The sequence below is a fragment of the Streptomyces sp. NPDC055140 genome (genome assembly GCF_053607285.1).
In genome coordinates, this window is the sequence record NZ_JBSGTG010000009.1 from 140,078 (window position 1) to 163,291 (window position 23,214).

Genomic DNA, 23,214 nt, shown 5'->3' on the forward strand with positions numbered 1-23,214 from the left:
CGCACGCCTTCCGACCACAGGAACCGCAATGACCTTGAGCAAGCAGCCGACCGTCACCGCGTTCGCCGTCTATCCGGTCGCCGGCCGGGACTGCATGGAACTGAATCTCTCCGGCGCGCACGGCCCCTACTTCACCCGCAACATCGTCGTCCTCCAGGACTCGGAAGGCCGCACGGGCCTGGGCGAGGTGCCGGGTGGCGAGAAGATCACCCAGACCCTGCGCGACGCCGAGTCCCTCGTGGTCGGTGCGAAGGTGGGCGACTACAAGCGCGTCCTGCGCGAGATCGGAGCCAGGTTCGCCGACCGCGACGCAGGCGGACGAGGCGCCCAGACCTTCGACCTGCGCACCACCGTCCACGCCGTCACCGCCGTCGAGTCGGCGATGCTCGACCTCCTGGGCCAGCACCTCGACGTCCCCGTCGCGGCACTCCTCGGCGACGGCCAACAGCGCGACTCCGTACGGGTGTTGGGCTACCTCTTCTACGTCGGTGACCCCGACCGCACCGACCTGGAATACGTCCGCGAACCCGACTCGGCCGTCGACTGGCACCGCGTCCGCCACGAAGAGGCCCTGACACCCGACGCGATCGTCCGCCAGGCCGAGGCCGCGTACGACCGGTACGGATTCCGCGACTTCAAGCTCAAGGGCGGCGTCCTCGAAGGCGCCGAGGAGGTCAGGGCCGTACAGGCGCTCAAGGACCGCTTCCCCGAGGCCAGGATCACCCTCGACCCGAACGGCGCGTGGTCGCTGCGCGAGGCGATCGAACTGTGCGCGCCCCTGTCCGGCACCCTCGCCTACGCCGAGGACCCCTGCGGTGCCGAAGGCGGCTACTCCGGCCGCGAGATCCTCGCCGAGTTCCGCCGCGCCACGGGCCTGCCCACCGCGACCAACATGATCGCCACGGACTGGCGCCAGCTCACCCACGCCCTGGCGCTCCAGTCGGTCTCCATCCCCCTGGCCGACCCGCACTTCTGGACCATGCAGGGCTCGGTCCGCGTGGCCCAGCTCTGCAACGCGATGGGCCTGACCTGGGGCTGCCACTCCAACAACCACTTCGACATCTCCCTCGCGATGGTGACCCACTGCGGAGCCGCCGCCCCCGGCGAGTACAACGCCCTGGACACGCACTGGATCTGGCAGGAAGGCCTGGAGCGCCTCACCACCGCCCCGCCCCGGATCGTCGACGGTGAGATCGCCGTGCCCGACGCCCCGGGCCTGGGTGTCCAGCTCGACATGGACCGACTGCTCGCGGCCCACGACCTCTACAGGACGAAGGCCCTGGGGGCACGGGACGACGCCATCGGGATGAGGTATCTCGTCCCGGACTGGCAGTTCGACAGCAAGCGCCCGTGCCTCGTCCGCTAGCGATCCGAGGGCACGTGGTCATGGGGACCGGCTGCGATGGCGTACGGTGGTGTCTACCGACGCGGGGTGGAGCAGCTCGGTAGCTCGCTGGGCTCATAACCCAGAGGTCGCAGGTTCAAATCCTGTCCCCGCTACTGATGGACAAGGCCCGGATCCTTCTGGATCCGGGCCTTGCTGTGTCTGCAGGGTGCGCCGCTCGACCGAGCCGGCGCGGGAACCTGGAACAACCCTTGGCCGTGGTCCTCGGCCGTGTTGGTAGTCGCGGACGGCCGTCGCGGCAGAGAAGGTGACAACTGCACCTCAACCGGGCCTTTCCGGCTGTCGGCCTCGGTGCGATCACCCGGCCCGGCGCCGCGAACCAAGGAGCACCATGGACGACGACAGCGCACCCCGCCACGCCGCAGCCGAGGCGCGCGCCTCCGCGCTCGTGCGTCGCCCGAAGCTGTGGCTGGTGCCCACCATCCTGACCGGGATGCTCGCACTGCTGCTGTCCCTGCTCTACATGGGCGGCATCGTGAACCCGAACCGCGACTTGCGGAACCTGCCCATCGCGCTCGTCAACTCTGACCGCGGCAACCCCCTGCCGGGGCAGAGCCAGAACCTGGGGACGCAGGTCGCGCAGGCCGCCCTCGCCGACACCTCCGGCGGCAAGGTCGACTGGCATCCCCTCACCCGCGGTCAGGCCCAGGACGCGCTGGAATCGGGCAAGGTCTACGGCGCCCTCGTCATCCCCCCGGACTTCACCGACACCATTGCCGCGCTCACCACCAGCAAGGCCACGCAACGACCGACGCTGACCGTACTGACCAACCCCGGCATGGGCAGCCTCGGCTCCTCCCTGGCGGCCAGGATCAGCACGACGGCGGCCGAACAGACCTCCCAGACCATCGGCAAGAAGTTGACGGCAGCCAACGCCGACCGGCAAGTCACCCCCACCGCAAGGCTGTTGCTCGCCGATCCGATCGCCGTCACCACGCAGGTGGGGCACCCCATCGGAGACCACAGCGGCCTTGGCCTGAGCGCCTTCTACTACACCCTGCTGCTCGTCCTGACCGGGTTCCTGGGCGCCAACCTCACGAGCATGGGCGTCGACACCGCTCTCGGCTACGCCGACAGTGAGATCGGCCCCTGGCACGCCCGCCGCCCCACCGTGCCGATCAGCCGCACCCAGACGCTGCTGCTGAAGATGGTCATGACCGCCGGCATCACACTGCTCACCACCACATTGATCATGCTGGCCACCGTCGGGATCCTCGGCATGGACGCCTCCCACCTGCCGCTGCTGTGGGTCTTCTCCTACTGCGCCACGCTGGCGGTCGGCCTGGGCGTCCAGGCCATCAACGCGGCCTTCGGCGGGATCGGGCAGCTCGTGTCCATGTTCGTGTTCATCGTCCTCGGCCTGCCGTCATCCGGAGCGACCATTCCGCTGGAGGCGGTCCCCGGCTTCTACCGCTTCCTCGGCATTTTCGAACCGATGAGACAGCTCAGCGGCGGAGTCCGCTCCATCCTCTTCTTCGACGCGCAAGCCGATGCGGGTCTCCTGCGCGGCTGGGTCATGATCGCGATCGGCGCCGCCATCTCCGTCGTCTTCGGGTTCGCGATGACCCAGTACTACGACCGGAAGGGGCTGCACCGCCTGACCCCGCAGCCGTCCGAGTGACGCCACGGGTGCGCGATCGGCAGGCGTAGGCCCGGGGCTTACGCGGCCTTCACGACCTCGCCACGTATCGCCGCGGACCACTCGATGACGAGAACTTCGTACTCCCGGCGCTGCTCCGCGCTCAACCGGCCACCGCTGCACAGCATCAGGCAGCGAATCTCTTCGTTCAGATCGTCGGCGGACCGCACGGAACCAGGGATCGGAGTGGTGGACATGTGAAGAAGCCTAGAGGGTCGGTGTGACAATCGGCGTCCCTGCGCCGCGCGGCGGAGGTGGGGAGTTGCTCTGCGGGCGGCTCTGACCTGGGAAGTTGGGTGCGGAGTCGACCACTCCGCACGAAACTGTGACCTTGGCCTCACGTAGTGTCGCGGCGCTCCGGGTCGCTTTGCGTCGCTCAGGAAGGTGAGTTGGTGCCCGCGTCGGTGTCGTCGTCTCCGGGTCCGGGGTTGCCGGGTTCGGGGCCGGTCGCCGCCGGCGTTCGGCGGGCCAGCATCACCGTCAGGGTGATGACGGCGGTCAGGGACACGGCGAGCCCGCCCAGGCTTGTGATCGCGCCGGAAATCCACCGCCACGCCTGCTTGCCCCAAGCGAAGCTGTCGCCGGGCGGGGCTGCCACCCTGACGTGGGTGGTCGCGGGCGGTTGCTCAAGGAGCACGGTGTCGCTGTCGCGGTAGTAGGCGGTCACCGTCACGGACAGGGTGACCGTCCCCGCCTTCTCGGCGCTCACATCCCACAGCCATGTCGCCGTGTCCTTCTTGGAGATGACGTTCTGACGTTCCGACGACAGTGGCGTGCACCGCACTTGGGCACCCGAGCAGTGCAGCTTCACGCCGATCTGGGCGCCCGCACTGGTCGGGGAGTGTGTCTCGCCGGGCCCGTCCGAGCGCCAACTACCGAGGATCTGGGCCCGGAAAGGGAGCGGATCGCCGCCGGCCACGAGATGCAGCGTCTCCGTGCTGGTGCGGACGAGTTCGCCTTTGAAGAGCTGCTGCCGTGCCTCGTCGATCTCGTCGACGTAGGTCTGCTGTTTGCTGCCCCCGGGTCGGCCGTTCCCGGGCTCACCGCCGAGATCGAGGAACAGGAACAGCCCGGAGACCAGGGCGATCAGAACCGCGAGGACCGTCCAGGGGAAGCATCCGGAGTCAAGGCCTGCCGCGGCCGATCCCGGTTGGTACGGCGGTTGCGGCCCTTCTCGTTCGGCCATGAATCCCCGCCCCCGTACGTCGATTGCTGCCGAGCCTGCCAGGTGCCGTCTCCGCAGGCACTCCATGGTCACTCAACTCCCGTGCCTGACACGTGCGTTCAGCCAGATCATTCGCGCCATCGTCATGGCTGGTCGACGTCACCGAAGATATGGACCTGGGGAGCGAAGGCTCGTATCGCCTGTTTGAGGCGTTCGGTGTCCACCTTGCACAGGGCCATGGAGCGGGTGGACTTCTTGGTTCCTTTGAAGGCTTCGACGAAGTCGGGATCCACGTGCGTCGACAGATACGCGTCGAACTCGCTCAGCGCCGGGGACGTGGCCGGTCCCCATCGCGGGGCAGGCCCCCTGCGGTGACGCACCTCGAGCTCGGGGTACCGGAAGCGTCCCGCTCCCCGAACGTCGGCGTAGAAGCTGACCGACGCGATCTCGGCCCAGGGGAGGAATTCCGGTCTACGGAAGAACAGCAGGCCGCCCAGGGTGATGCCGTGGGGGTCGATGCGTACAGCGGTCCGTCGGAGGGCGGCGGCCGGCATGACCAGGGCCACGTAGGGCGCGAGGATCAGCTCGACATGGTCGTTCCCCGGGGGTTCGGCGCCGGGGACGAATCCCACGCCGATCAGCAGGGCGAACGCCAGAGCCAGCCAGGCGGAGGCGGTCCACCCGTAGCGGATCTCGTAGGCAGTGCCCGGTTCGTCCATGGGTCGAATGGTCCCGTGCGCCCTGGTCCCGTTCAACAAGCTTGCGGTCAGGGCCTGTTCAGGACGGGGTAAGGATGCCGCGGGTATGAGGCGGTGTGGTGTGCGGGAGAGCGAGAGCGCTCCGGGCCGATGCTGCCAGGTGATCGACCGCCCCCACGCCCGGCGCCTCCGGCACGGCAGGTAAAATGGCCCCTGGACTGCGCCCGCCCCACCAGGACAGGCGCAAGGTCAGAACCACTGTTGATCACAGAGGTGTGCTCCGCGCAGCTACGACCGTTCCTTCTCCCGTCGTCCTGCCGGCCGAGAGCCGCCTGCCCCAGAAACCGTCACCGTGAGTACTGATTCCCTGCTGCGCCCGCAGCCGCAGCCCACTCCTGCCCCCGATTCACCCCGCCCGCCGCGCCGGGTCGGACGGGCGCCGGCCCGTCCCACCGCGGCGGCGGCCTTCCACAGCATCAGCGCGGTCACCGCGGTCCTGCTCGGACTCGTGGCGATCGGGGCGATGATCCATGAGCCGGTCCTGATACCGCCGCTGGCCGCGAGCGCCGCCCTCGTGCACAGCGCGCCCACCCTGCCCCTGGCCCAGCCCCGGAGCATCGTCATCGGCCACCTGCTCGGTGCAGGGTCCGGTTACGCGGTCCTCGCGCTGACGAACAGCAGCCCGTGGACGGCGGCACTGGCGGGAGGCATCACCCTCGCCGCGACGATGCTCGCCCGTACCCCGCACTCGGCGGCCTGCGCCACCGCGGTGATCGTCGTGCTCCAGACGCCGGCGCCCGGCCGCTTCGTGCCGCTGCTGTTCGGCTCCACCGTGCTGCTCTCCCTGACCGGCTTCGCGGCTTCTCGCGTACGGCGCGGCGCGCCGAAGTACCCGGCGTACTGGTGGTGACCTCCGGGACGGCGTGCCCAGCGCCGCACCGGCCGGAGAATTGATGCGGAAACGCGGAAGTCCAGGTCGGCCCGGTGCGGGCCGACCTGGACTTCGTGTTCATGCGTGATCAGGAGAGGTCGAACCGGTCCAGGTTCATGACCTTGTCCCACGCGGAGACGAAGTCCTTCACGAACTTCTCCTTCGCGTCATCGCTCGCGTAGACCTCCGAGACTGCGCGCAGCTCGGAGTTCGACCCGAAGACGAGGTCGGCACGGGTGCCCGTCCAGATGACCTTGCCCGAGGCGTCGCGGCCCTCGAAGGTGTTCGCGTCGCCGGCCGTCGAGCTCCACGTCGTGTCCAGGTCGAGCAGGTTCACGAAGAAGTCGTTGGTCAGCGACCCGGGGGTCGTGGTGAGGACGCCGTGCGCCGACTGCCCGTAGTTCGCGCCGAGGACGCGCAGGCCGCCGACGAGGACCGTCAGCTCGGGGGCGCTCAGGTCGAGCAGGTTCCCCTTGTCGACGAGCAGGTACTCGGCCGGAAGGCGGTTGCCCTTGCCGAGGTAGTTGCGGAACCCGTCCGCGGACGGCTCGAGCGCGGAGAACGACTCCACGTCCGTCTGCTCCTGCGTGGCGTCCGCACGCCCCGGAGTGAAGGGCACCTGGATGTCGAAGCCCGCGTCCTTCGCGGCCTTCTCGACGCCGGCGGCACCGGCGAGCACGATCACGTCGGCGAGCGAGATCTGCTTGCCGCCGGACTGGGCGCTGTTGAAGGTCTCCTTGACCCCCTCCAGCTTGCGCAGCACGACCGCCAGCTCGTCGGGCTGGTTGACCTCCCAGCCGCTCTGCGGCTGGAGGCGGATGCGCGCGCCGTTCGCGCCACCGCGCTTGTCGCTGTTACGGAAGGACGAGGCCGACGCCCATGCCGTGGACACGAGCTGAGACACCGTCAGGCCCGAGGCCAGGATCTGGCCCTTGAGCGCGGCGACGTCGGAGGCGTCGACGAGCGGGTGCGTCACCGCGGGGAGCGGGTCCTGCCACAGCAGCTCCTCGCTCGGGACCTCCGGGCCGAGGTAGCGCACGATCGGGCCCATGTCGCGGTGGGTCAGCTTGAACCACGCGCGGGCGAAGGCGTCCGCGAACTCGGCCGGGTTCTCGTGGAAGCGGCGCGAGATCGGCTCGTAGGTCGGGTCGAACCGGAGCGAGAGGTCCGTCGTGAGCATCGTGGGAGCGTGGCTCTTCGCCGCGTCGTGGGCGTCGGGTACGGACCCCACACCCGCGCTCTCCTTCGGCCGCCACTGGTTCGCGCCGGCGGGGCTCTGGAAGAGCTCCCACTCGTAGCCGAAGAGGATGTCGAAGAAGGTGTTGTCCCAGGTGGTCGGGGTGTTCGTCCAGATCCCCTCGAGACCACTGGTGATCGCGTCGTCACCCTTGCCGGTGCCGAAGCCGTTCTTCCAGCCGAGGCCCATCTCCTCGATCGGGGCGGCCTCGGGGGCCTCGCCGACCTCCTCCGCGGGGCCGGCGCCATGGGTCTTGCCGAAGGTGTGGCCGCCGGCGATCAGGGCGACCGTCTCCTCGTCGTTCATCGCCATCCGGTGGAACGTCTCGCGGATGTCGCGGGCCGCGGCGAGCGGGTCCGGGTTGCCGTTGGGGCCCTCCGGGTTGACGTAGATGAGGCCCATCTGGACCGCGGCGAGCGGGTTCTCCAGCTCACGGTCACCCGTGTAGCGCTCGTCGCCGAGCCAGGTGCTCTCGGGACCCCAGTAGACGTCGTCGTCGGGCTCCCAGGCGTCGACGCGTCCGCCGCCGAAGCCGAAGGTGTCGAAGCCCATCGTCTCCAGGGCGACGTTGCCCGTGAGGATCATGAGGTCGGCCCACGACAGGTTCTTGCCGTACTTCTTCTTGACGGGCCACAGCAGACGGCGGGCCTTGTCGAGGTTCCCGTTGTCCGGCCAGCTGTTGAGCGGGGCGAAGCGCTGCTGCCCGGTGTCGGCGCCACCGCGGCCGTCGCTGATCCGGTAGGTGCCGGCGCTGTGCCACGCCATGCGGATCATGAACGGGCCGTAGTGGCCGAAGTCGGCGGGCCACCAATCCTTCGAGGTGGTCAGCACCTCACCGATGTCCCGCTTGACCTCGGCAAGGTCGAGGGTCTTGAACGCCGCGGCGTAGTCGAACTCCTCGCCGAGCGGGTTGGCCACGGCGGGGTTCTTGGCAAGGATCTTCAGGTTGAGCCGCTGCGGCCACCACTGGCTGTTCGCGCCGTTGCCCTGCGTCGGGTGGGGGGCGCTGCCGTGCACGACCGGGCAGCCTCCTCCGTCCTGCGTTTTCGCGTCTGTGACGATCGCATCTTGGTTCTCAGACATTGGGAATCCTTCCGGACGGGGCGGATCACACTGCTCAGGAACTAACGGCGGTGGAACGGGTGGGGCGCGGGCCCCGTGGATGGGCTCAGCCTCGTCGATCCGGACGATCGCGGCGATCTGGGTGATCGGGGTGATCGTCTCGATCGGGCGGACCGTGTCGATCGCGAGGCCGTGTGCTTCCGGGACGGGTCGACACTACGGCTCAGAGTGAGGCGAAGCGGCACGAATCCGGCCGCGTCGGGCGCGCGGGGGTCCTCAGGCGGCATGAGGAGAGCAACGACCGACGCACGATCGCGCGCCCCTCGGAGGTGATCAACTTCTGTCTCCTGCCGCACTGGAGTCTTCCTGTCCCTTGGCTATCGCCATAACCGATCCTACGATGGACAGAATCCAAGTCAAGAAGTGCACCAATCGCATTTCCGATGGGACCGGGAGTGCGCCGGTCAACCTCGGGTGTCCCACCGAACCTGAAAAGGTGAACCGATATGAGTGGACTGCTCGAGCGACTGCGGGGGCGTGGCTGGCGGATGACGTCTCAGCGGCGCGTCGTGGCGGAGGTTCTCGACGGTGATCACGTGCATCTCACGGCCGACGAGGTGCACGCCCGCGCGGTGCAACGGCTGCCCGAGATCTCCAGAGCGACCGTGTACAACGCGCTGGGCGAGCTGGTCGCGCTGGGCGAGGTCATGGAGGTCTCCACGGACGGCCGTGCGAAGCGCTACGACCCGAACGCGCACCGGCCGCACCAGCACTTGGTGTGCTCCAGCTGCGGCATCATCCGCGACGTCCACCCGACCGGCGACCCGCTCTCCGGCCTCCCGGCGCAGGAGCGGTTCGGCTTCGAGGTGTCCAAGGTCGAGGTGACCTACCGAGGGCTGTGCCCGTCCTGCGCCTGAAGCCAGCTGAGTGAAGGTCCGGGCGCCCCTTCGGAGGCGGAGCCGGAGCCGGTGGCGATGAGGGCGGCCGGTCCGGTGGCCGGAACAGGGCCCACCTCGAAGGGGGCGCTGTAGCCGCGTACACCCGTGTCCCGGGTCGTGACCTCGACGGTGTAATCGGTGCCGTCCGGCACCGAGGGCACCGCCGCGACCAGTTCACTCGTCGGCTTGCTGCTCGCCTTCGAGGCCAGTTTGAACAGGCGCTGCGTCCCGCCCGAACCGTCGCCGTGCGCGAGCCAGACGTCGACCTCCTGCCCGGTGTCGTTGCGCCAGCCGACGAAGAGACTGCTGTCCACGGGGTGCACGGAGTCGGCGGCCGGAGACGTGACGGTGACCGTGGCGTCGGGCGGTTCGGAGACCGCTGGGGCCGCCGAACCGAGCCAGGCGAGCAGGGACGCGGCGGTGACGGACAGGAACCTGGTGCGGAGCATGTGACGGCCTCGTTCCGGTGGCGGGAGGTACGGCCATAGCCCTCCCACATGTCCTCGGCGGCGAACGGGCGGGCCCGCAAGCTTCACCCCATGGGGTGCCGCTCTGTGCCGCTCCGATCCACAATCCGCCGGTGCGCCGATGAGTTTCGGCGGACGATGAGTCCTATGAAGCAGCGGACGCACGCGGCGTCCTGCCGAGGAGAGGACGACGCCCCATGCTCACGCTCACGGACGTGCTGAAGGACAAGGTCGCGGTCATCTACGGCGGAGCCGGCTCCCTGGGAGCGGGCGTGGCACGGGCGTACACGGACGCGGGCGCGCGGGTGTTCCTGGCGGGGCGCACGGAGGACACCCTGCGGAAGGTCTCGGCCGAGGTGGGTGCGGAGTACGACGTCGTCGACGCCCTGGACGAAGCGGCCGTGGAGGCGCACGCGGGCGCGGTGGTCGAGCGGGCCGGCCGGATCGACATCTCCTTCAACCTCGTGCCGCGAGGCGATCTGCAGGGCATCCCGCTCACGGAGATGTCCGTCGACGACTACACGCGGCCGGTCGTACAGGGCATCTCCTGCCAGTTCATCACCGCGCGAGCAGCCGCCCGGCGCATGGTCGCCCAGGGCGGGGGAGTGATCCTCTCCCTCGACAGCGGCTCCAGGAACGGCACCCCGATGCTGGGCGGCACCGGCGCCGCAGACGGCGCGATGGACGCGCTGATCCGCCAGCTCGCGCAGGAGCTGGGCCCGTCCGGGGTGCGTGCCCTGGGCATCTGGACCGCCGGCGTCGCGGACACGCTGACACCGGAGAAGCTGGCCGGGGCCGGCGCACCGGCCATGGACGAGGCGGCGTTGCAGGGGGTGCTCGCGCATCTCGACAGCCTGCGCATGACGAAGCGTTCGCCGCGCATCGCGGACATCGCCGCGCTCGCGACGTTCCTCGCGTCCGACGCCGCCTCCTCGATCACGGGTACGTGGATCAACGCGACGGCGGGGATGTTCCCGAGCTGACGGTCTGCCCCTGCTGGTGCGACGGCGACGGCGACGGCGGCGTCGTGTCGCGGCCCGGGCAGGCGCAGTTCGCTGTGTTTCAGTGAGCGCCATGTCGGACGCACACGTCGAGAGGGACCAAGCGGGGAACGGCCACGCGGGGGAGCAGTAGACGGTGGCGCCGATCGAACTCGGCCGCAAGGGCAACGGCGCCGTCGGCCGGAACCTCGACAGCGACCAGGTCTCCAAGGTCTCCAAGGGACTGGACACCTTCACACCGCGTGCCATGAGCCCCTGCTGCACGCCGGCCACGTGCCGCCCGGTGAGGCAGAAGACCGCGTCCGGCACACCGTCCTCAGCGATCTGCGCAGCCAGCCCCACACCGCCCTCGACGCCCGCGCGCTCGGCCAGTGTGTACAGCCGGGGCGGCACTTCCCGCTCGGCGCGCCAGCTCAAGTAGGTCTGCTCGTGCTCGACGTTCCATGCGTTCGGGTCGGTGCCGCGCACCAGGGCGATGCTGCGCGCGCCGGCTCCCTCCAGATGGGAAAGGACCATGCGAGCGGAGGCGACGTCGTCCTCCGACGCCCAGTGCGGGAAGTCCGGCCCCCATGGTGGAGCGGCGCAGGCCGCGGGCGAGTGCGTCGGCCTCGTAGCCCATGTCGTCGGCGACGGCGCGGATGTGCTTGCCCCATTCGCCGCCGGCCGCGAAGCCCTGATGAGGCGCAGCGCCACGACCATCACCGGCGCGGTCACACGCCCTCAACGGCAAGGGCACTCTGAGTGCGGCCACCCGCGAGGCCGTGTTCGCGCCCGCGGGACGTCGGCCCGAGACGATGCAGACGGGTCGGACTCCGAGCACGCACGCAACAGCCGTCCGGCCATCTCGGCGGTCGAACTCAACCCGGTGGAGAGCGTGGGGGCCCTGCTGGACATCCTTCAGGCGCTGATCACCGGCGAGGAGGCGGTGTCGCCCCGGGTGACCGCGGCTCGTTTCCGGCCCAGGGGGTCGACGCGGAGGTAGTGGGACGTCCGCCCCCGACGGGGCACCCTGCTCCCTTGAGACGTCCCTGGCCACCCACTTCGGTCACGGTTATGGCATCACGAAGGCGGACGTCCATACCTGGGACGGCTCGACGTGGGTGACCCGGGCTGCCGACGCAGAGATCGCGTGGACGGGCAACACGGGAACCGTCGAGCGCGAGTCGCCACGACTCCCGAGCGCCGTTGCCACCGCAGGCATCCGCCTCGTGGTGAAGGCCGCCGACCACACCTGGGGCAACCTCTCCGTCAACGAGATCACCACCCGCTGACGGCATCCCGGGGGTCCGGCGCCACGCCCCCGATGGGTGCAATGAATCGCGCGCGACGGGTGATAGGGGTGTTATTGGTCCGGAAGTACCGTCATCTCACTTGAGGAGAAGAATGCGTATCCGGACCCTTATCGTCACTGCCGCCCTGGGTGCTGCCACCGTCCTCGCGGGTGCCGGCGTGGCCAGCGCCGACAACGAGGCGGACGGCGTCGCCGCCACCTCGCCCGGTTTCCTCTCCGGCAACGTCATCCAGGCACCGATCAGCATTCCGATCAACGCCTGCGGCGACTCCATCAGTGTCATCGGTCTGCTGAACCCCGCTCTCGGCAGCGGCTGCGTCAGCGACTGATCTGGCGCCGGAGCACCACAGCTGGGCCCGCCCGGGAGACTCTGGGCGGGCCCAGTCCCGTACCGGGCTGTTCGTAGGGCGGTGACCTGGCCGCCGACGCGTAAAATGGACCAGCAGGTCCACAGTGGCGGCGAGGGAATCCATGATCACCAATGGGACGACGACGGTGCGCCTGACCGTGAAAGGCGCCGCGACCCGGCTGCGCATCGTCGAGGGCGCGGCCGCAGAAATCAGGGAGCGGGGCGCCGCCACGACCACGCTCGACGACATCCGCGCCCGCACCGCGACCAGCAAGAGCCAGATCTTCCACTACTTCCCCGGCGGCAAGGACGAACTGCTCCTCGCCGTCGCCGCCCTGGAGGCGGAACGGGTCCTGGAGGACCAGCAGCCCCACTTGGACGACCTCGGCCGCCTTGACACCTGGCAGGCGTGGCGCGACTGGCGCGACGCTGTCGTCCGGCGCTACGAACGGCAGGGCGTCAACTGCCCCTTGGGCGTGCTCATGACCGAGCTCGGCCGCAGAACGCCCGCCTCGCAGCAGCTGACCGGGCAACTCCTCGCCCAGTGGCAGTCCGCGCTGAGGGACGGGGTGCGGTGCATGCAGGGCGGCGGGCGGATGGACCCCGCTCTGGACGCCGACCGTACGGCAGCCGCCCTGATCGCCGCGGTGCAGGGAGGGGTGACCGTCCTCATGGCCACCGGCAGCATCGCCCATCTGGAGGCGGCGCTGGATATGACGTTGGAGCTGCTGGGCCGCTTCGACGCGGAGTGACTCACTGGCCCCGTCGCCCCTGAGGGTGGGACTTAGGGCGCACGGCGTCGACGACGAGGTCGAGCAGCCGGCCGGTCTGCTCCGGCGTGTTGCTGTTGGCGGCTGTCGACAGGAATGCACCGAAGACGATGGCGGTGACGTCGTCCGGGTCGACGTCACCGCGGAGCGAACCCGCTTCGGCTCCCGCCGTCAGGATCGTCCCGATGGCCGCCGTGATGCGTTCGCGTGTGGTCGGGGTCGTGATCCGTCCCGAGGTCCAGCCGGCGCGCAGCGTGTCGATCATCCCGCGCTTCGTCGCCGTGAACTTCGCGTAGTTGTCCAGCCAGGCGCGGAGCGCGACATCGGGCGGGAACTCCTCGAGCAGTGCGGGAGCGCTCGTGGTGACGGCGTCGAGCTCGGCGGCGTAGACGGCCTCGACGAGCGCCTCGCGGGTGGGGAAGTGGCGGTAGAGCGTGCCGATCCCGACGCCTGCCTCGCGGGCGATGCCCTCCAGCGCGACGGTGTCGTCCGCGGCGGCGAAGGCGGCCCGCGCGACAGCGACGAGGTTCTCGCGATTGCGCTGCGCATCCGCGCGCAGAGGGCGTTCGGCGGGTGAGGGCGTGCCGGCGGGTGCGCCGGTGGGCGTCGGTTCCGGCGGAGTCAAAGCGGAGGTCCCTCCGGTAGTGGTACGGTCGATAGAGCGGAGGTTCCTCCGCTTACGCCAATCGTCCCACAGGAGCGACTTCCTATGACGACCACCGGCACATCCTCTTCCGACACCACGGCCACGGGCGCGGCACGCCCCGGAGGCCCCGGACAGCTCGCGGGCCGCACGGTCTCGCGCGTCGGCTTCGGTGCGATGCAGCTCGAGCGCCTGCGCGAGGACCGCCGCGGAGCCCTTGCCCTCCTGCGCCGCGCGGTCGAGCTCGGTGTCGACCACGTCGACACCGCCCATTTCTACGGCAACAGCTTCGTCAACGGGCTTCTGCGCGAGGCGCTCCGCCCCGAGGACGGCGTACTCGTCGTGAGCAAGGTCGGCGCCGACCCCGATCCGGGCGGTCGCATCCCCCTGCGTCCCGCGCAGCGGCCCGAGGAGCTCCGGGCGAGCGTCGAGGACAACCTCAAATCCCTGGGTGTCGACCAGGTCCCTGTGGTGAACCTGCGGCGGCTCGACTCCGGACCCGGGCTGCGGGCCGAGGGGGACCAGGCGGTCGACATCGACGACCAGCTCGCGGCCATGACCGCGATGCGCGACGAGGGCATGATCGGCGCGATCGGACTGAGCAGCGTGACGGCCGAAGGGCTGCGCCGGGCGATCCCGGCGGGCATCGTGTGCGTGCAGAACGCCTACAGCCTCGTGGCGCGCGACGACGAGGCCATGGTGGAGATGTGCGCCGCCGAGGGAATCGCCTGGGTACCGTACTTCCCGCTCGGCGGCGCATTCCCCGGCATTCCGAAGGTGACCGATGAGCCCGCGGTCCTGGCTGCCGCGCAGTCCCTCGGCAGCACGCCGTCGCAGGTCGGCCTCGCCTGGCTGCTCCAGCACTCCCCGAACACGCTGCTCATCCCAGGGACCGCGGACGCAGGCCATCTCGAGGCCAACATCGCCGCGGGCGCGATCACGCTCGACGAGGCGACGGTCGCCTCGCTCGACGCCGTTCCGTCGCGCTCGGCGGACGTACGAATCGGTTGATCGCCCGCGCCGGAGCCTGCGTGGTCAGGCCCCTCTGTGGTGTTCGTGCGGGGGCGGTGCGACGAACTGCTCGTGCAGGCACTGGAGGGGCGGACGATGGCACAGGTCGACAGCGGCTGGTCAGACGTGAGGTGGGAGGACTGGCAGGACGCCGACAACATCCGGCGGCGCCTCGATCAGGGGGCCGATCCCGAAGTGTGCGGCGGGGGACGGCCGTTGCACCGGGCGGCGGCCTTCGGCTCGCTGGAAGTCGTGGCGGAACTGGCGCGACGCGTACGGGATGTGGACGCGCTCGACGACGGGACGACCGCGCTGTGGGAGGCGGTCATGGGGAACCGGCCGGACAACGCACGGGCGTTGGCCGCCGCCGGGGCCGATCCCTGGCGACCCCGGTTCGGCGGGTGGTCGCCCGGCCGGCTGAGCCTGGCCGGACCGGCACCGGACCTGTTCCCGGTGCCCGAGGGCGAGCGCGCACTGACCGAGGCGGAGCGCACTGTGGCCAGGGAGGGCAGACGCCTTGTCGAGGCGCTGGGCACCTTCCACTACGAGGGCACGGGCCTCGCCTGCGTGGCCGGGATCGACGCCCAGGAAGCGATCCGCCGCCTGGAGGCGAATCCCGCGGACGGCGAGGACCTGGAAGAACTGTTGGACGACCCCTACGCGTACTCCGTGGTCACGAGTACGTCCAGGAGTCACGCCGAGGCAGTTCCACCCACCCGCCGGTGGGTCCAGGGCCGGGGCCGTCAGTCGAAGAGGTCCGGCTGCTCCTCGATGATCTGGTCCCACAGCGGCCGGAGCTGGAACCACCCCGACAACGGGCTGCCGATCTGCTCCCGTACCTGGAGCGCCGTGTCCCGGTCGATGGGGTACGGAGTGCCGGCCGCCATGGCCAGGAGCTGCGCCTGGCAGGACCGCTCCATCGTGATGAACCACCAGGCGGCCTCGGCCACACTCTGACCGACCGTCAGCAAGCCGTGGTTGGCGAGAATGACGGCCTTGTGCGGGCCGAGTGCCTCACCGATCCGCCGGCCCTCCTCGGTGTCGTTGACGACTCCGCGGAAGTCCTCGTAGAGCCCGTGGTCCTCGAAGAAGGCGCAGGAGTCCTGAGTGAGCGGGTCGAGCCGCCGGCGGAGCGTGGAGAACGCCTTGCCGTGCACGGAGTGGGCGTGGGCCGCGGCGACGGCGTCCTCGCGGGCCTTGTGCACTTCGGAGTGAATGCAGAAGGCGGCGCGGTTGACGGGGTGGCTGCCCTCGACGACGTTGCCGTCGTGGTCGACGAGGACGAGGTCGGAGACCTTGATCTGGGTGAAACTCATGCCGAAGGGGTTGACCCAGAACCACTGCGGGTTCTCCGGGTCCCGCGCCGTGATGTGTCCCGCCACGCCCTCCGAGAACCCGAACTTGCCGAACAGCCGGAAGGCCGCGGCCAGTTCCTGCTTGCGGTGCAGCCTCTCCTGCTCCACCGAATCGAAGGTGGGCGGGAGCATGGCCTTGAACCCCGGCGGTACCGGCCCGATGCCGGTGTGGGGCGGTGTTGTCGCAGCGAACGTTTCCATCGATTGCCTCCTCGTGAGCGCCGAACGGCAACAGGTGCGCGTGCAGCACTGGACCGGACAAGGGGTGGGGGCACCCGTATGCGATACAGCAACGTATCGGATACGGACTTGTATCCGATACAGTGCTGTATCGTGGGCCGGGTCACATCGGGGTGTCAACGGACAGGGAGGGACGCGTTGCCGAAGGGGCCCACCAAGCGTCGCCCGCAGACGACGGCGCGGCTGATGGAAGCGGCGCAGGAGACGTTCGCCGAGCGCGGCTTCTACGGAACCTCGATCGAGATGATCAGCGAGCGGGCCGGGCTCACGCGCGGGGCGTTCTACTCCAACTTCCGCAACAAGGAAGAGCTCTTCTTCGCCCTGTTCGACCTGCACGCCCAGAGCGTCGTCGACCGCCTGACGCAGGCTGTCGCGGAACTCGAGGACTCGGACGACCCCGTGCGGGCGGTACTCGCGAGAACGGGCACCGTCGACGCGGCCGAGCGCCGCTGGTACCTGCTGTCCACCGAGTTCACCCTGCACGCCATCAGGCACCCCGAGACGGCACGCCTCCTCGCGGAGCGGGACCGCGGACTGCGCGAGGAGATCGCCGGCATACTCGCCCGCCTCTTCGCCAGCATCGGCCGCAGCCCCACGGTCGACCTGGACTCCCTGGCCCGTCTCACGACAGCCGTCCATGAAGGGTCCCTGGCTCAAAGCCTCGTGGAACCAGACCAGTTGGCACCCGAGGAACTGGCCGTCACCTTCCTGCCACTGCTGATCGACGCGGTCTCGGAGCCTGCGCCGCCGGGGGCGGGCGCACCACACAAGCAGCCGGGCCGGAAGTAGCCGGGCCGGAAGTAGCCGGGCCGGAAGTAGCCGGGCCGGAAGTAGCCGGGCCCGAAATAGCCGGGCCCGAAACTGTCAGGCCGAGACGGCCAGGACCGAAATGGCCGCGCTCCTCACGGAACACGGCCAAGTGGGAATTGCCGGCGTCAGCGGATCTGTTGCGGCGTCACGGTCAGCCACTGCTTGTCCGCAGTCACCTTCTGGCCCAGCTCCTTCTGGCGTTTCGCGCCCGCGGCTTTCATGCCGTCGATCTCCTTCATGTAGCTGTCCTTGCGGTTGACCCACACGCGCACGCCGCCGTGCTCCACGTCCGTCGACCGCAGAAGCATCGGTCCGTCGCTCTTCGGGGTGTCGCCCGCGGCCAGGATGGGCTTCTGCCAGGCGTCGATGTACGTGCTGATCGCGGCGGGCTTGCCCTCGTACCAGGTGGCCGGAGCCCAGAGAGTGGGCGTCAGTTCGTGGTCGGCGAGCTTCGCCTGGTCGTAGTGTCCTGCCGCGATCTCCTTGCGAGAGCTGGTCACTTCACCCGTCTTGCGGTCCTTCAGGAGGGCGGAGACGCCGAGTACGTTCTCGGGCCGGACGTCGTAGCCGTACTTGGGGTCGGCGAGCACCATCCGTACGAGGTCCTCGCTCGCGGCGCTCACCACGTACACCTTGATGCCGTGTTTGCTCAGCGTGCGGTAGAGCTCCTGCATGCCCGTCGAGAACTGCGGCGGCTTCGCCCCGCCCGGCAGCGGCTTGTCGTAGGCCAGCAACTCGTCGATGTAGCCCTTGAGTTGCTTCAGCGTGAACCCGGAGAAGATCTGCGCGGCCCATGGGTACGAGACCTGGTCGTCGATGTCGCACAGGCGGGCGTAGTACTCGGTCAGCGTCTCCTTGTGCGTGGCCGTGTCCTTGAAAGGAATGATCTTCAAGGACGCGTCCATGGTGTCGCGCGTCAGGACGCCCTTCACTTCCAGGAAGGGGAGCAGGGACTCTTCCAGGTCGTTGCGGTATGTGGTGTTGTCCGCGTCGAAGACCGCGTACGCGCCCTGGTGGTCGTGCGCGGCGATGACCCTCGCCAGCTTCGCCGCCACGGGCGCCGGCCAGTGCTTGAGCTCCGCCGCTACGGCACGCTGCTGTGCGCCGTCCGCCGCCGCGGTGGCCTCGGTGTCCGGCCAAAGAGCGCCCGCGGCGACCACCGCGCCGGTGAGGGCGCCCGCCACGCCGAGGAGGACGAGCTTCTTGCGCATCGGGTGTCTGTTCACGGCGCGCAATGCTAGGGCGAAGCGCACGGATCACCCGTGATCGAAATCATGGAGTGGGGACGCGGGGTGCGGGTAGGCGCGATATCAACGCCTGTGACCGGGAGTTGGCGCGACGGCCGCCCACCCCGAAGTCACGCGGACGCCGGTGGGGTCTGGGGCGTGACGCTTCAGGCGGTCTCAGCTCACCGCTCGGCCGCGGCCATCAGGACTTCGGTGGCGGACGCCTTGATCTGACCGTGGTCGAACAATCGACCGCACCCGGATCTGGACGTCGATGCAGTCCTTGGCCGCCAGACCCGGCACCGAGGTGGAGCCCACGTGATCGATGTGCAACGGCACCCCACCCATGGCCGCCCCGCAACTGCCCGGCCAATTGCTCGAACTCCCGCACCGGACTCCGGGTGGTGAGGCCGCGGTGCTCACCCGGGCCGGATTCTCCGGTCCGCAGCGCCATGTCGTGCCCGGCGGACAGCTGCTGGAACGCACCGCGGACCATCTGGTCGCCGGGGTGTTCTCGACGTCGTTCTCGACGCCGCACCGCTTCGGCACGCGCGCCGCGACGCATTCGAGACGGACCTGCGTCAACTCCTGCGTGAGGCCTCCCCGTCAGGCCGGTTCTCCGGGCGTCAGCCGAGCGCGGAGATCTTCATCTGGCGCAACGACCCCCGCTGACCACGCGCTGTACGGGGAACGACTCCCGTATATCCGGTAACCGACGCGAATCGGCTCGCGCCATGGTGATGACTTAGAGGACCATCAGGAACAGGGGTGCCGAAAGCGCGCCGGTTGTCAGCCCGGCGTAATGGCTGGACATCTTGACCAGGGGCAGACGTTGCGATCCGGGAAACGGTCCAGGTGGACGCCGAGGACCTGTCTCGGTCCGGACCGGAACCCGGGGTCCGTGCACTTGCTCGCGAGGAGCACGCGCGCCTCCCTCCGTGGCTGCCTGCGTGATCGGAATCGGCAGGACAGTGCCTTCAACGCAGCCCGTGCGCAGGGTAGTTGGACGTCGGCCGCAGTCGGGGGGCAGCCGGCCTCACGCTGCTTTCAGGAGGTGGCCAGACCCCGCTTGACCTGCCGTGTGACGTCGTCGGCGAGGATTTCCGGGAGGCCGTCCGCCACGGCGTTGAGGGCCTGGGCTGCCACATCCGCGGGGTCGACCTTCTGGTCGGCGGGGACGCGGGCGGCCATGTCGGTGTCCATGTATGCCACGTGCAGGGCAGTGACCGTGATGCCGCGGGGTGCCAGCTCCTCGCGCACGGCGTTCGTCTGCGCCCACGTGGCGGCCTTCGTCGCCGCGTAGGACCCGAGAGCGGCCGGGTGCAGCCAGGACAGCGCGGAGAGCACGTTCAGCACCGCGCCTCCGCCGTTGGCTTCGATGACCGGGGCGAACGCCCGCGTCAGGGCGAGCGGGCCGAAGAAGTTCGTCTCCAGCTCCAGGCGTACCGCGTCCAGTTCGCCGGTGACGAGAGTCGTGTCGGTGGAGATTCCGGCGTTGTTCACGAGCAGTGTCGCGTCGGATGCAGCGCGGGCCGCGGCCCGGATCGACTCCGCGTCGGTCACATCAAGGCGGAGCGGGGTGACGCCCGCCAGGTCCACGGTCTCGGGGCGCCGCCCCGCCGCGTACACCTTCGCTCCGCGCTGTACGAGCTGGTCGGCCAGGTGGCGGCCCAGCCCTCGGTTTGCCCCGGTGACGACTGCGACCGCGCCCTTGAGTTCCATGTCCGCTCCCAGTGGTTGGGGAGGCCCGGTGATCGGGCCCCCGAAGTAGATTACGTATGTAATCTAAACAGCGTCTAGAATAGATGGCAACCGACATCCAATGAGGGGAACGGGGAGGTGGCCGATGGGCCGCGTATCGCAGGCGCAAGCGTTGGAGAACCGCAGGCGTGTCGTGGAGAACGCCTCCCGGCTGTTCCGGGAGCAGGGGACGCACGTCAGCGTCGCCGAGCTCATGAAGGCGTCCGGCCTTACCCATGGCGGTTTCTACAAGCAGTTCGCCTCCAAGGAGGCACTCGTCGACGAAGCCACCGCCCACGCGTTCGACGAGCTCACCCGGCGTCGCGCGGACGGTCTCGAGCAGAGCGACGGGCAGCGCGATGCCGCACAGCAGGCGCTGATCGACATCTATCTCTCCGTCGCGCACCGCGACAACTCGGCGGACGGCTGTCCCGCCGCCGCTCTCGCCTCCGACATGGCCCGCGGGTCGGGCGACCGTGAGGCCCGCCGCGTGTACAGCGAGGGGGTCGGTGACTTCGCCGACTGGCTCGCCACCGACGATCAGGACGGCATGGCCCGGCTGTGCACGATGGTCGGCGCGCTCGTCCTGGCCCGCGCCACCAGGGAATTCCCGCTCTCCGCGGAGATCCTCACCGCCGCGCGGGAAGCTCTGACGTCAAGCGATTGATGGGACTGCCGGGGCGTCGCGTGGCTACTGATTCGCTGGATCAGCCGCGACGAGACCGCGCCCGAAGGGCCGATGGGGGAGTACCACGGCTACTCCTTCACCCGCAGCCAGCCGCAGCCGTCTTCCACGTCGAGGCGGTGACCCACCGGAACGAGGCCATCCTGCCTGTCTGTGTGGCGGGTCTGCCTCCGGAGGAGAACCACACCATCTGGGCACGATGATCTCGGCCACGTCCCTCGATGTCCTGCGTTCCGCCGGTCTCTGCCGGTGTCCATGGCCTGGTGCTCGTACGAGGCCGCGACCTGCTGGATCGCCGTCTCGGTCGATACGCGGCGCCTGGCGGAGACAGGGATGGGGGAGAAGGAGCCGGCGGACGCCGTGGCAGGGGTTCTCTTCGGCTCGCACACGGGATGGCTGGATGGCGGGCCCGACGCCCTCGGGGGCGTTCAGCCCACGTGGACGTGGGGGCGGCGGGCCGGGTCGGGTTCGGCTTCGCGCAGGACCTCGCGGGTGACGGGGGCCACCTCGCCCTGGCCGAAGAGGAAGAAGCGCAGGAAGTTGGCGAGCGGATTGCCCTCGGTCCACTCGAAGTAGATGTGCGGAACCCGGCCGGTGGATTCGCGGATGTGCAGGAGCAGGGCGGCCAGGGCGTTGGGGATGGAGGAGCCCTCCAGGGCCAGGACCCGGTAGCGGGCGTGCAGCACCTCGCCGCGTACGTTCAGGTCGCCTTCGAACTCCGACGGGTCGAGCACCGTGACCTCTACGAAGACGAAGTCCTCCTGGGCCGGGATGTCGTTGTCGTGGCGGATCTGGTCGATTTTCGCTCGGTACTCGGTGATGTCGCGGTTGTCGGGCTCGTTCGCGATGAACCTGACCTTGCGGCTGGCGATATCGCGCACGAAGCGTTCGGCCATGTCGTCGAACGTGACGTGGGTGACGCGCAGTTCGAAGGCGCGGGCCAGCCGGGAGAGGAACGAGACGAGCATGATGCCGGCGATGAAGCAGGCACCGATCTTCACGCCGTCGGGGCGCTCGATGACGTTCACGACCGTGGTGTAGAGGAACACCGCCGAAATGACGGCGAAGCCGATGGTCCAGTTGCGCTGGCCGGCCTTGCGCGCGGCGATGGTGACGGCGATCGCGGCGGAGCAGATCAGGACGAGGACGCCGGTCGCGTAGGCGCCGCCCTGCGCGTCGACGTCGGCGTCGAAGATCCAGGTCACCAGGAACGCGATCAGGGTGAAGACGATCACCATCGGACGTACGGCGCGGGCCCAGTGCGGCGCCATGCCGTACCGCGGCAGGTAGCGGGGCATCAGGTTGAGCAGCCCTGCCATCGCGGAGGCGCCCGCGAACCACAGGATCGCGATGGTGGAGACGTCGTAGACCGTGCCGAAGGCGCTGCCCAGGTACTCGTGCGCCAGATACGCCAGCGCCCGGCCGTTGGCCTGGCCGCCGGACTCGAACTCCTTCTCCGGGATGAGCAGTGTGGTGATGAAGCTGGTGGACACGAGGAACACACTCATGATCACGGCGGCCGTGGTCAGCAGTTTCTTGGCGCCCCGGATGCGGCCCGTCGGCCGCTCCTCGGTGTCGGTGGGGTCGCCCTTCACGTGGGGCATGACCGCCACGCCGGTCTCGAAGCCGGAGAGGCCGAGCGCGAGCTTGGGGAAGACCAGCAGGGCGACCCCGATCATGGCGAACGCATTGCCGTGTTCGGCGGTGAGCGCCGTGGACCAGTCGGTGATCACATGTTCCTTCGTGATCACGTGCCAGAGGCCGGTCACCACCACCACGACGTTGAGCGAGAGATAGATGCCGACGAGGACGACGGCGACGCCGATCGCCTCCAGGAACCCCTTGAGGAACACCGCGCCGAGCAGGGCCACCAGCACGAGGGTGATGAGCATCTGTCTGTTGTGCAGGGTGTCCGTGAGATGGGGGTTCTCCACGAGGTGGGTGGAGGCGTCCGCCGCCGACAGGGTGATGGTGATGAGGAAGTCGGTCGCGGCGAAGCCGAGCAGGGTGAGAACGAACAGCTTGCCCTTCCAGAAGGACAGCAGCCGCTCCAGCATCGCGATCGAGCCCTCGCCGTGCGGGCTTTCCTCGGCGACCCGGCGGTACACCGGTAGTGCGCCCACGAGGGTGACGATCACCAGCACGATGGTCGCCACCGGCGACAGCAGGCCGGCCGCGAGAGCCGCGATGCCGGGCTGGTAGCCGAGGGTGGAGAAGTAGTCGACGCCGGTCAGACACATCACGCGCCACCAGGGTTGCCCTTTGTGGGACGGCTCCGGCTCGGCGGTCGCCCCCTGCGGGGTGGTCTTGGCCATGTCGGACAGGCCCTCGAGCATCCACGCGCGCAGGCGACTCTCACGGTGCCCGTGGGTGGTGGCCATCGGTGTACTCCTGACGTGCTGCCCAGCCCGGGGTCCCGGCCATCACACGGACAGCCGGGCCGCCGTCCACAGCTCGCGAGACCAGGCCCACGCCCGGCTCCGCGCTGAGAGGAACGGCGCCGCTCGTCCGTGCCGCCATTGTCACCACCGGCCGGAGGATCGGCACGGCG

23 protein-coding genes, 1 tRNA gene and 2 pseudogenes are annotated in these 23,214 nt (G+C 69.4%); 15 read left to right on the plus strand and 11 right to left on the minus strand.

Going from position 1 to position 23,214, the window contains the following annotated elements:
• Nucleotides 1-28: 28 nt before the first annotated feature.
• From ACWFR4_RS19325 to ACWFR4_RS19335, 3 genes are all read left to right on the plus strand, one after another.
• Nucleotides 29-1,366, plus strand: a complete 1,338-nt coding sequence (locus ACWFR4_RS19325; protein ID WP_453653513.1) for an enolase C-terminal domain-like protein — start codon at nt 29-31, stop codon at nt 1,364-1,366.
• Between the two features lie 60 nt (nt 1,367-1,426).
• Nucleotides 1,427-1,500 (plus strand) — tRNA-Met (locus ACWFR4_RS19330).
• 236 nt (nt 1,501-1,736) lie between these two features.
• Entirely contained in the window at nt 1,737-3,026 is a 1,290-nt protein-coding gene (locus ACWFR4_RS19335) for a YhgE/Pip domain-containing protein (RefSeq protein WP_453469687.1), read from the plus strand.
• 38 nt (nt 3,027-3,064) lie between these two features.
• Here the strand turns inward: ACWFR4_RS19335 and ACWFR4_RS19340 are convergent, their stop codons facing one another.
• From ACWFR4_RS19340 to ACWFR4_RS19350, 3 genes are all read right to left on the minus strand, one after another.
• On the minus strand, nt 3,065-3,241 hold the full coding sequence (locus ACWFR4_RS19340; RefSeq protein WP_165914507.1) for a hypothetical protein: 177 nt from the start codon (nt 3,239-3,241) through the stop codon (nt 3,065-3,067).
• Between the two features lie 179 nt (nt 3,242-3,420).
• Nucleotides 3,421-4,230: a hypothetical protein gene (locus tag ACWFR4_RS19345; RefSeq protein WP_453653515.1), complete on the minus strand. Its 810-nt coding sequence runs from the start codon at nt 4,228-4,230 to the stop codon at nt 3,421-3,423.
• 122 nt (nt 4,231-4,352) lie between these two features.
• On the minus strand, nt 4,353-4,928 hold the full coding sequence (locus ACWFR4_RS19350; RefSeq protein ID WP_453653517.1) for a hypothetical protein: 576 nt from the start codon (nt 4,926-4,928) through the stop codon (nt 4,353-4,355).
• Nucleotides 4,929-5,259: 331 nt separating this feature from the next.
• Here ACWFR4_RS19350 and ACWFR4_RS19355 point away from each other — a divergent pair, with 331 nt between their 5' ends.
• Nucleotides 5,260-5,817: an HPP family protein gene (locus tag ACWFR4_RS19355; RefSeq protein WP_453653519.1), complete on the plus strand. Its 558-nt coding sequence runs from the start codon at nt 5,260-5,262 to the stop codon at nt 5,815-5,817.
• 109 nt (nt 5,818-5,926) lie between these two features.
• On the opposite strand, the gene katG is transcribed toward ACWFR4_RS19355, so the two are convergent.
• On the minus strand, nt 5,927-8,158 hold the full coding sequence (katG, locus tag ACWFR4_RS19360; protein ID WP_453653521.1) for a catalase/peroxidase HPI: 2,232 nt from the start codon (nt 8,156-8,158) through the stop codon (nt 5,927-5,929).
• A 485-nt stretch (nt 8,159-8,643) separates the two neighbouring features.
• On the opposite strand from katG, the gene ACWFR4_RS19365 reads away from it, so the two are divergent.
• On the plus strand, nt 8,644-9,054 hold the full coding sequence (locus ACWFR4_RS19365) for a Fur family transcriptional regulator (RefSeq protein ID WP_453469144.1): 411 nt from the start codon (nt 8,644-8,646) through the stop codon (nt 9,052-9,054).
• Here ACWFR4_RS19365 and ACWFR4_RS19370 read toward each other — a convergent pair.
• Nucleotides 9,024-9,524, minus strand: a complete 501-nt coding sequence (locus ACWFR4_RS19370; RefSeq protein ID WP_453469143.1) for a Ser-Thr-rich GPI-anchored membrane family protein — start codon at nt 9,522-9,524, stop codon at nt 9,024-9,026. The two genes, ACWFR4_RS19365 and ACWFR4_RS19370, sit on opposite strands and share 31 nt — an antisense overlap.
• Nucleotides 9,525-9,739: 215 nt before the next feature.
• On the opposite strand from ACWFR4_RS19370, the gene ACWFR4_RS19375 reads away from it, so the two are divergent.
• The 5 genes from ACWFR4_RS19375 to ACWFR4_RS19395 all read left to right on the plus strand — a co-directional run bounded on the left by ACWFR4_RS19375 (nt 9,740) and on the right by ACWFR4_RS19395 (nt 12,935).
• Nucleotides 9,740-10,525, plus strand: a complete 786-nt coding sequence (locus tag ACWFR4_RS19375) for an SDR family NAD(P)-dependent oxidoreductase (RefSeq protein WP_453469142.1) — start codon at nt 9,740-9,742, stop codon at nt 10,523-10,525.
• Nucleotides 10,526-10,679: 154 nt separating this feature from the next.
• On the plus strand, nt 10,680-10,964 hold the full coding sequence (locus ACWFR4_RS19380; protein WP_453653523.1) for a hypothetical protein: 285 nt from the start codon (nt 10,680-10,682) through the stop codon (nt 10,962-10,964).
• A gap of 679 nt (nt 10,965-11,643) precedes the next feature.
• Nucleotides 11,644-11,814: a hypothetical protein gene (locus ACWFR4_RS19385; RefSeq protein ID WP_453653525.1), complete on the plus strand. Its 171-nt coding sequence runs from the start codon at nt 11,644-11,646 to the stop codon at nt 11,812-11,814.
• 112 nt (nt 11,815-11,926) lie between these two features.
• Entirely contained in the window at nt 11,927-12,163 is a 237-nt protein-coding gene (locus tag ACWFR4_RS19390) for a chaplin (RefSeq protein ID WP_453653526.1), read from the plus strand.
• A 142-nt stretch (nt 12,164-12,305) separates the two neighbouring features.
• Nucleotides 12,306-12,935, plus strand: a complete 630-nt coding sequence (locus ACWFR4_RS19395; RefSeq protein WP_453653528.1) for a TetR/AcrR family transcriptional regulator — start codon at nt 12,306-12,308, stop codon at nt 12,933-12,935.
• 1 nt (nt 12,936) lies between these two features.
• Here the strand turns inward: ACWFR4_RS19395 and ACWFR4_RS19400 are convergent, their stop codons facing one another.
• Entirely contained in the window at nt 12,937-13,578 is a 642-nt protein-coding gene (locus ACWFR4_RS19400) for a TetR/AcrR family transcriptional regulator (protein ID WP_453469806.1), read from the minus strand.
• Nucleotides 13,579-13,662: 84 nt separating this feature from the next.
• Between ACWFR4_RS19400 and ACWFR4_RS19405 the strand changes: the two genes are divergently transcribed.
• Entirely contained in the window at nt 13,663-14,607 is a 945-nt protein-coding gene (locus ACWFR4_RS19405) for an aldo/keto reductase (RefSeq protein ID WP_453653530.1), read from the plus strand.
• 96 nt (nt 14,608-14,703) lie between these two features.
• Nucleotides 14,704-15,279 (plus strand): annotated as a pseudogene (locus tag ACWFR4_RS19410) (ankyrin repeat domain-containing protein); the annotation flags it as partial.
• A 71-nt stretch (nt 15,280-15,350) separates the two neighbouring features.
• On the opposite strand, the gene ACWFR4_RS19415 reads toward ACWFR4_RS19410, so the two are convergent.
• The gene (locus ACWFR4_RS19415; RefSeq protein ID WP_453653532.1) at nt 15,351-16,163 is read right to left on the minus strand and encodes a class II aldolase/adducin family protein; all 813 of its coding nucleotides are present in this window, start codon (nt 16,161-16,163) and stop codon (nt 15,351-15,353) included.
• Nucleotides 16,164-16,340: 177 nt separating this feature from the next.
• Here ACWFR4_RS19415 and ACWFR4_RS19420 point away from each other — a divergent pair, with 177 nt between their 5' ends.
• Entirely contained in the window at nt 16,341-16,991 is a 651-nt protein-coding gene (locus ACWFR4_RS19420; protein ID WP_453653534.1) for a TetR/AcrR family transcriptional regulator, read from the plus strand.
• Nucleotides 16,992-17,137: 146 nt separating this feature from the next.
• Here the strand turns inward: ACWFR4_RS19420 and ACWFR4_RS19425 are convergent, their stop codons facing one another.
• Together ACWFR4_RS19425 and ACWFR4_RS19430 are read right to left on the minus strand one after the other, a co-directional pair.
• Nucleotides 17,138-18,238, minus strand: coding sequence for a haloacid dehalogenase-like hydrolase (locus ACWFR4_RS19425; RefSeq protein ID WP_453653536.1), 1,101 nt, complete (start codon nt 18,236-18,238; stop codon nt 17,138-17,140).
• A 177-nt stretch (nt 18,239-18,415) separates the two neighbouring features.
• Nucleotides 18,416-18,586 (minus strand): GrpB family protein, encoded by a 171-nt coding sequence (locus tag ACWFR4_RS19430; protein WP_453653538.1) that lies wholly within the window; start codon nt 18,584-18,586, stop codon nt 18,416-18,418.
• Nucleotides 18,587-18,620: 34 nt separating this feature from the next.
• Here ACWFR4_RS19430 and ACWFR4_RS19435 point away from each other — a divergent pair.
• Nucleotides 18,621-18,910: pseudogene (locus ACWFR4_RS19435) on the plus strand (SAM-dependent methyltransferase); the annotation flags it as partial.
• A gap of 375 nt (nt 18,911-19,285) precedes the next feature.
• On the opposite strand, the gene ACWFR4_RS19440 reads toward ACWFR4_RS19435, so the two are convergent.
• Nucleotides 19,286-19,960 (minus strand): SDR family oxidoreductase, encoded by a 675-nt coding sequence (locus tag ACWFR4_RS19440; protein ID WP_453653540.1) that lies wholly within the window; start codon nt 19,958-19,960, stop codon nt 19,286-19,288.
• A gap of 124 nt (nt 19,961-20,084) precedes the next feature.
• Between ACWFR4_RS19440 and ACWFR4_RS19445 the strand changes: the two genes are divergently transcribed.
• Nucleotides 20,085-20,645 (plus strand): TetR/AcrR family transcriptional regulator, encoded by a 561-nt coding sequence (locus tag ACWFR4_RS19445; protein WP_453653542.1) that lies wholly within the window; start codon nt 20,085-20,087, stop codon nt 20,643-20,645.
• A 446-nt stretch (nt 20,646-21,091) separates the two neighbouring features.
• Here ACWFR4_RS19445 and ACWFR4_RS19450 read toward each other — a convergent pair whose 3' ends face one another.
• Nucleotides 21,092-23,044, minus strand: a complete 1,953-nt coding sequence (locus ACWFR4_RS19450) for an amino acid transporter (protein WP_453653544.1) — start codon at nt 23,042-23,044, stop codon at nt 21,092-21,094.
• Between the last annotated feature and the right edge of the window lie 170 nt (nt 23,045-23,214).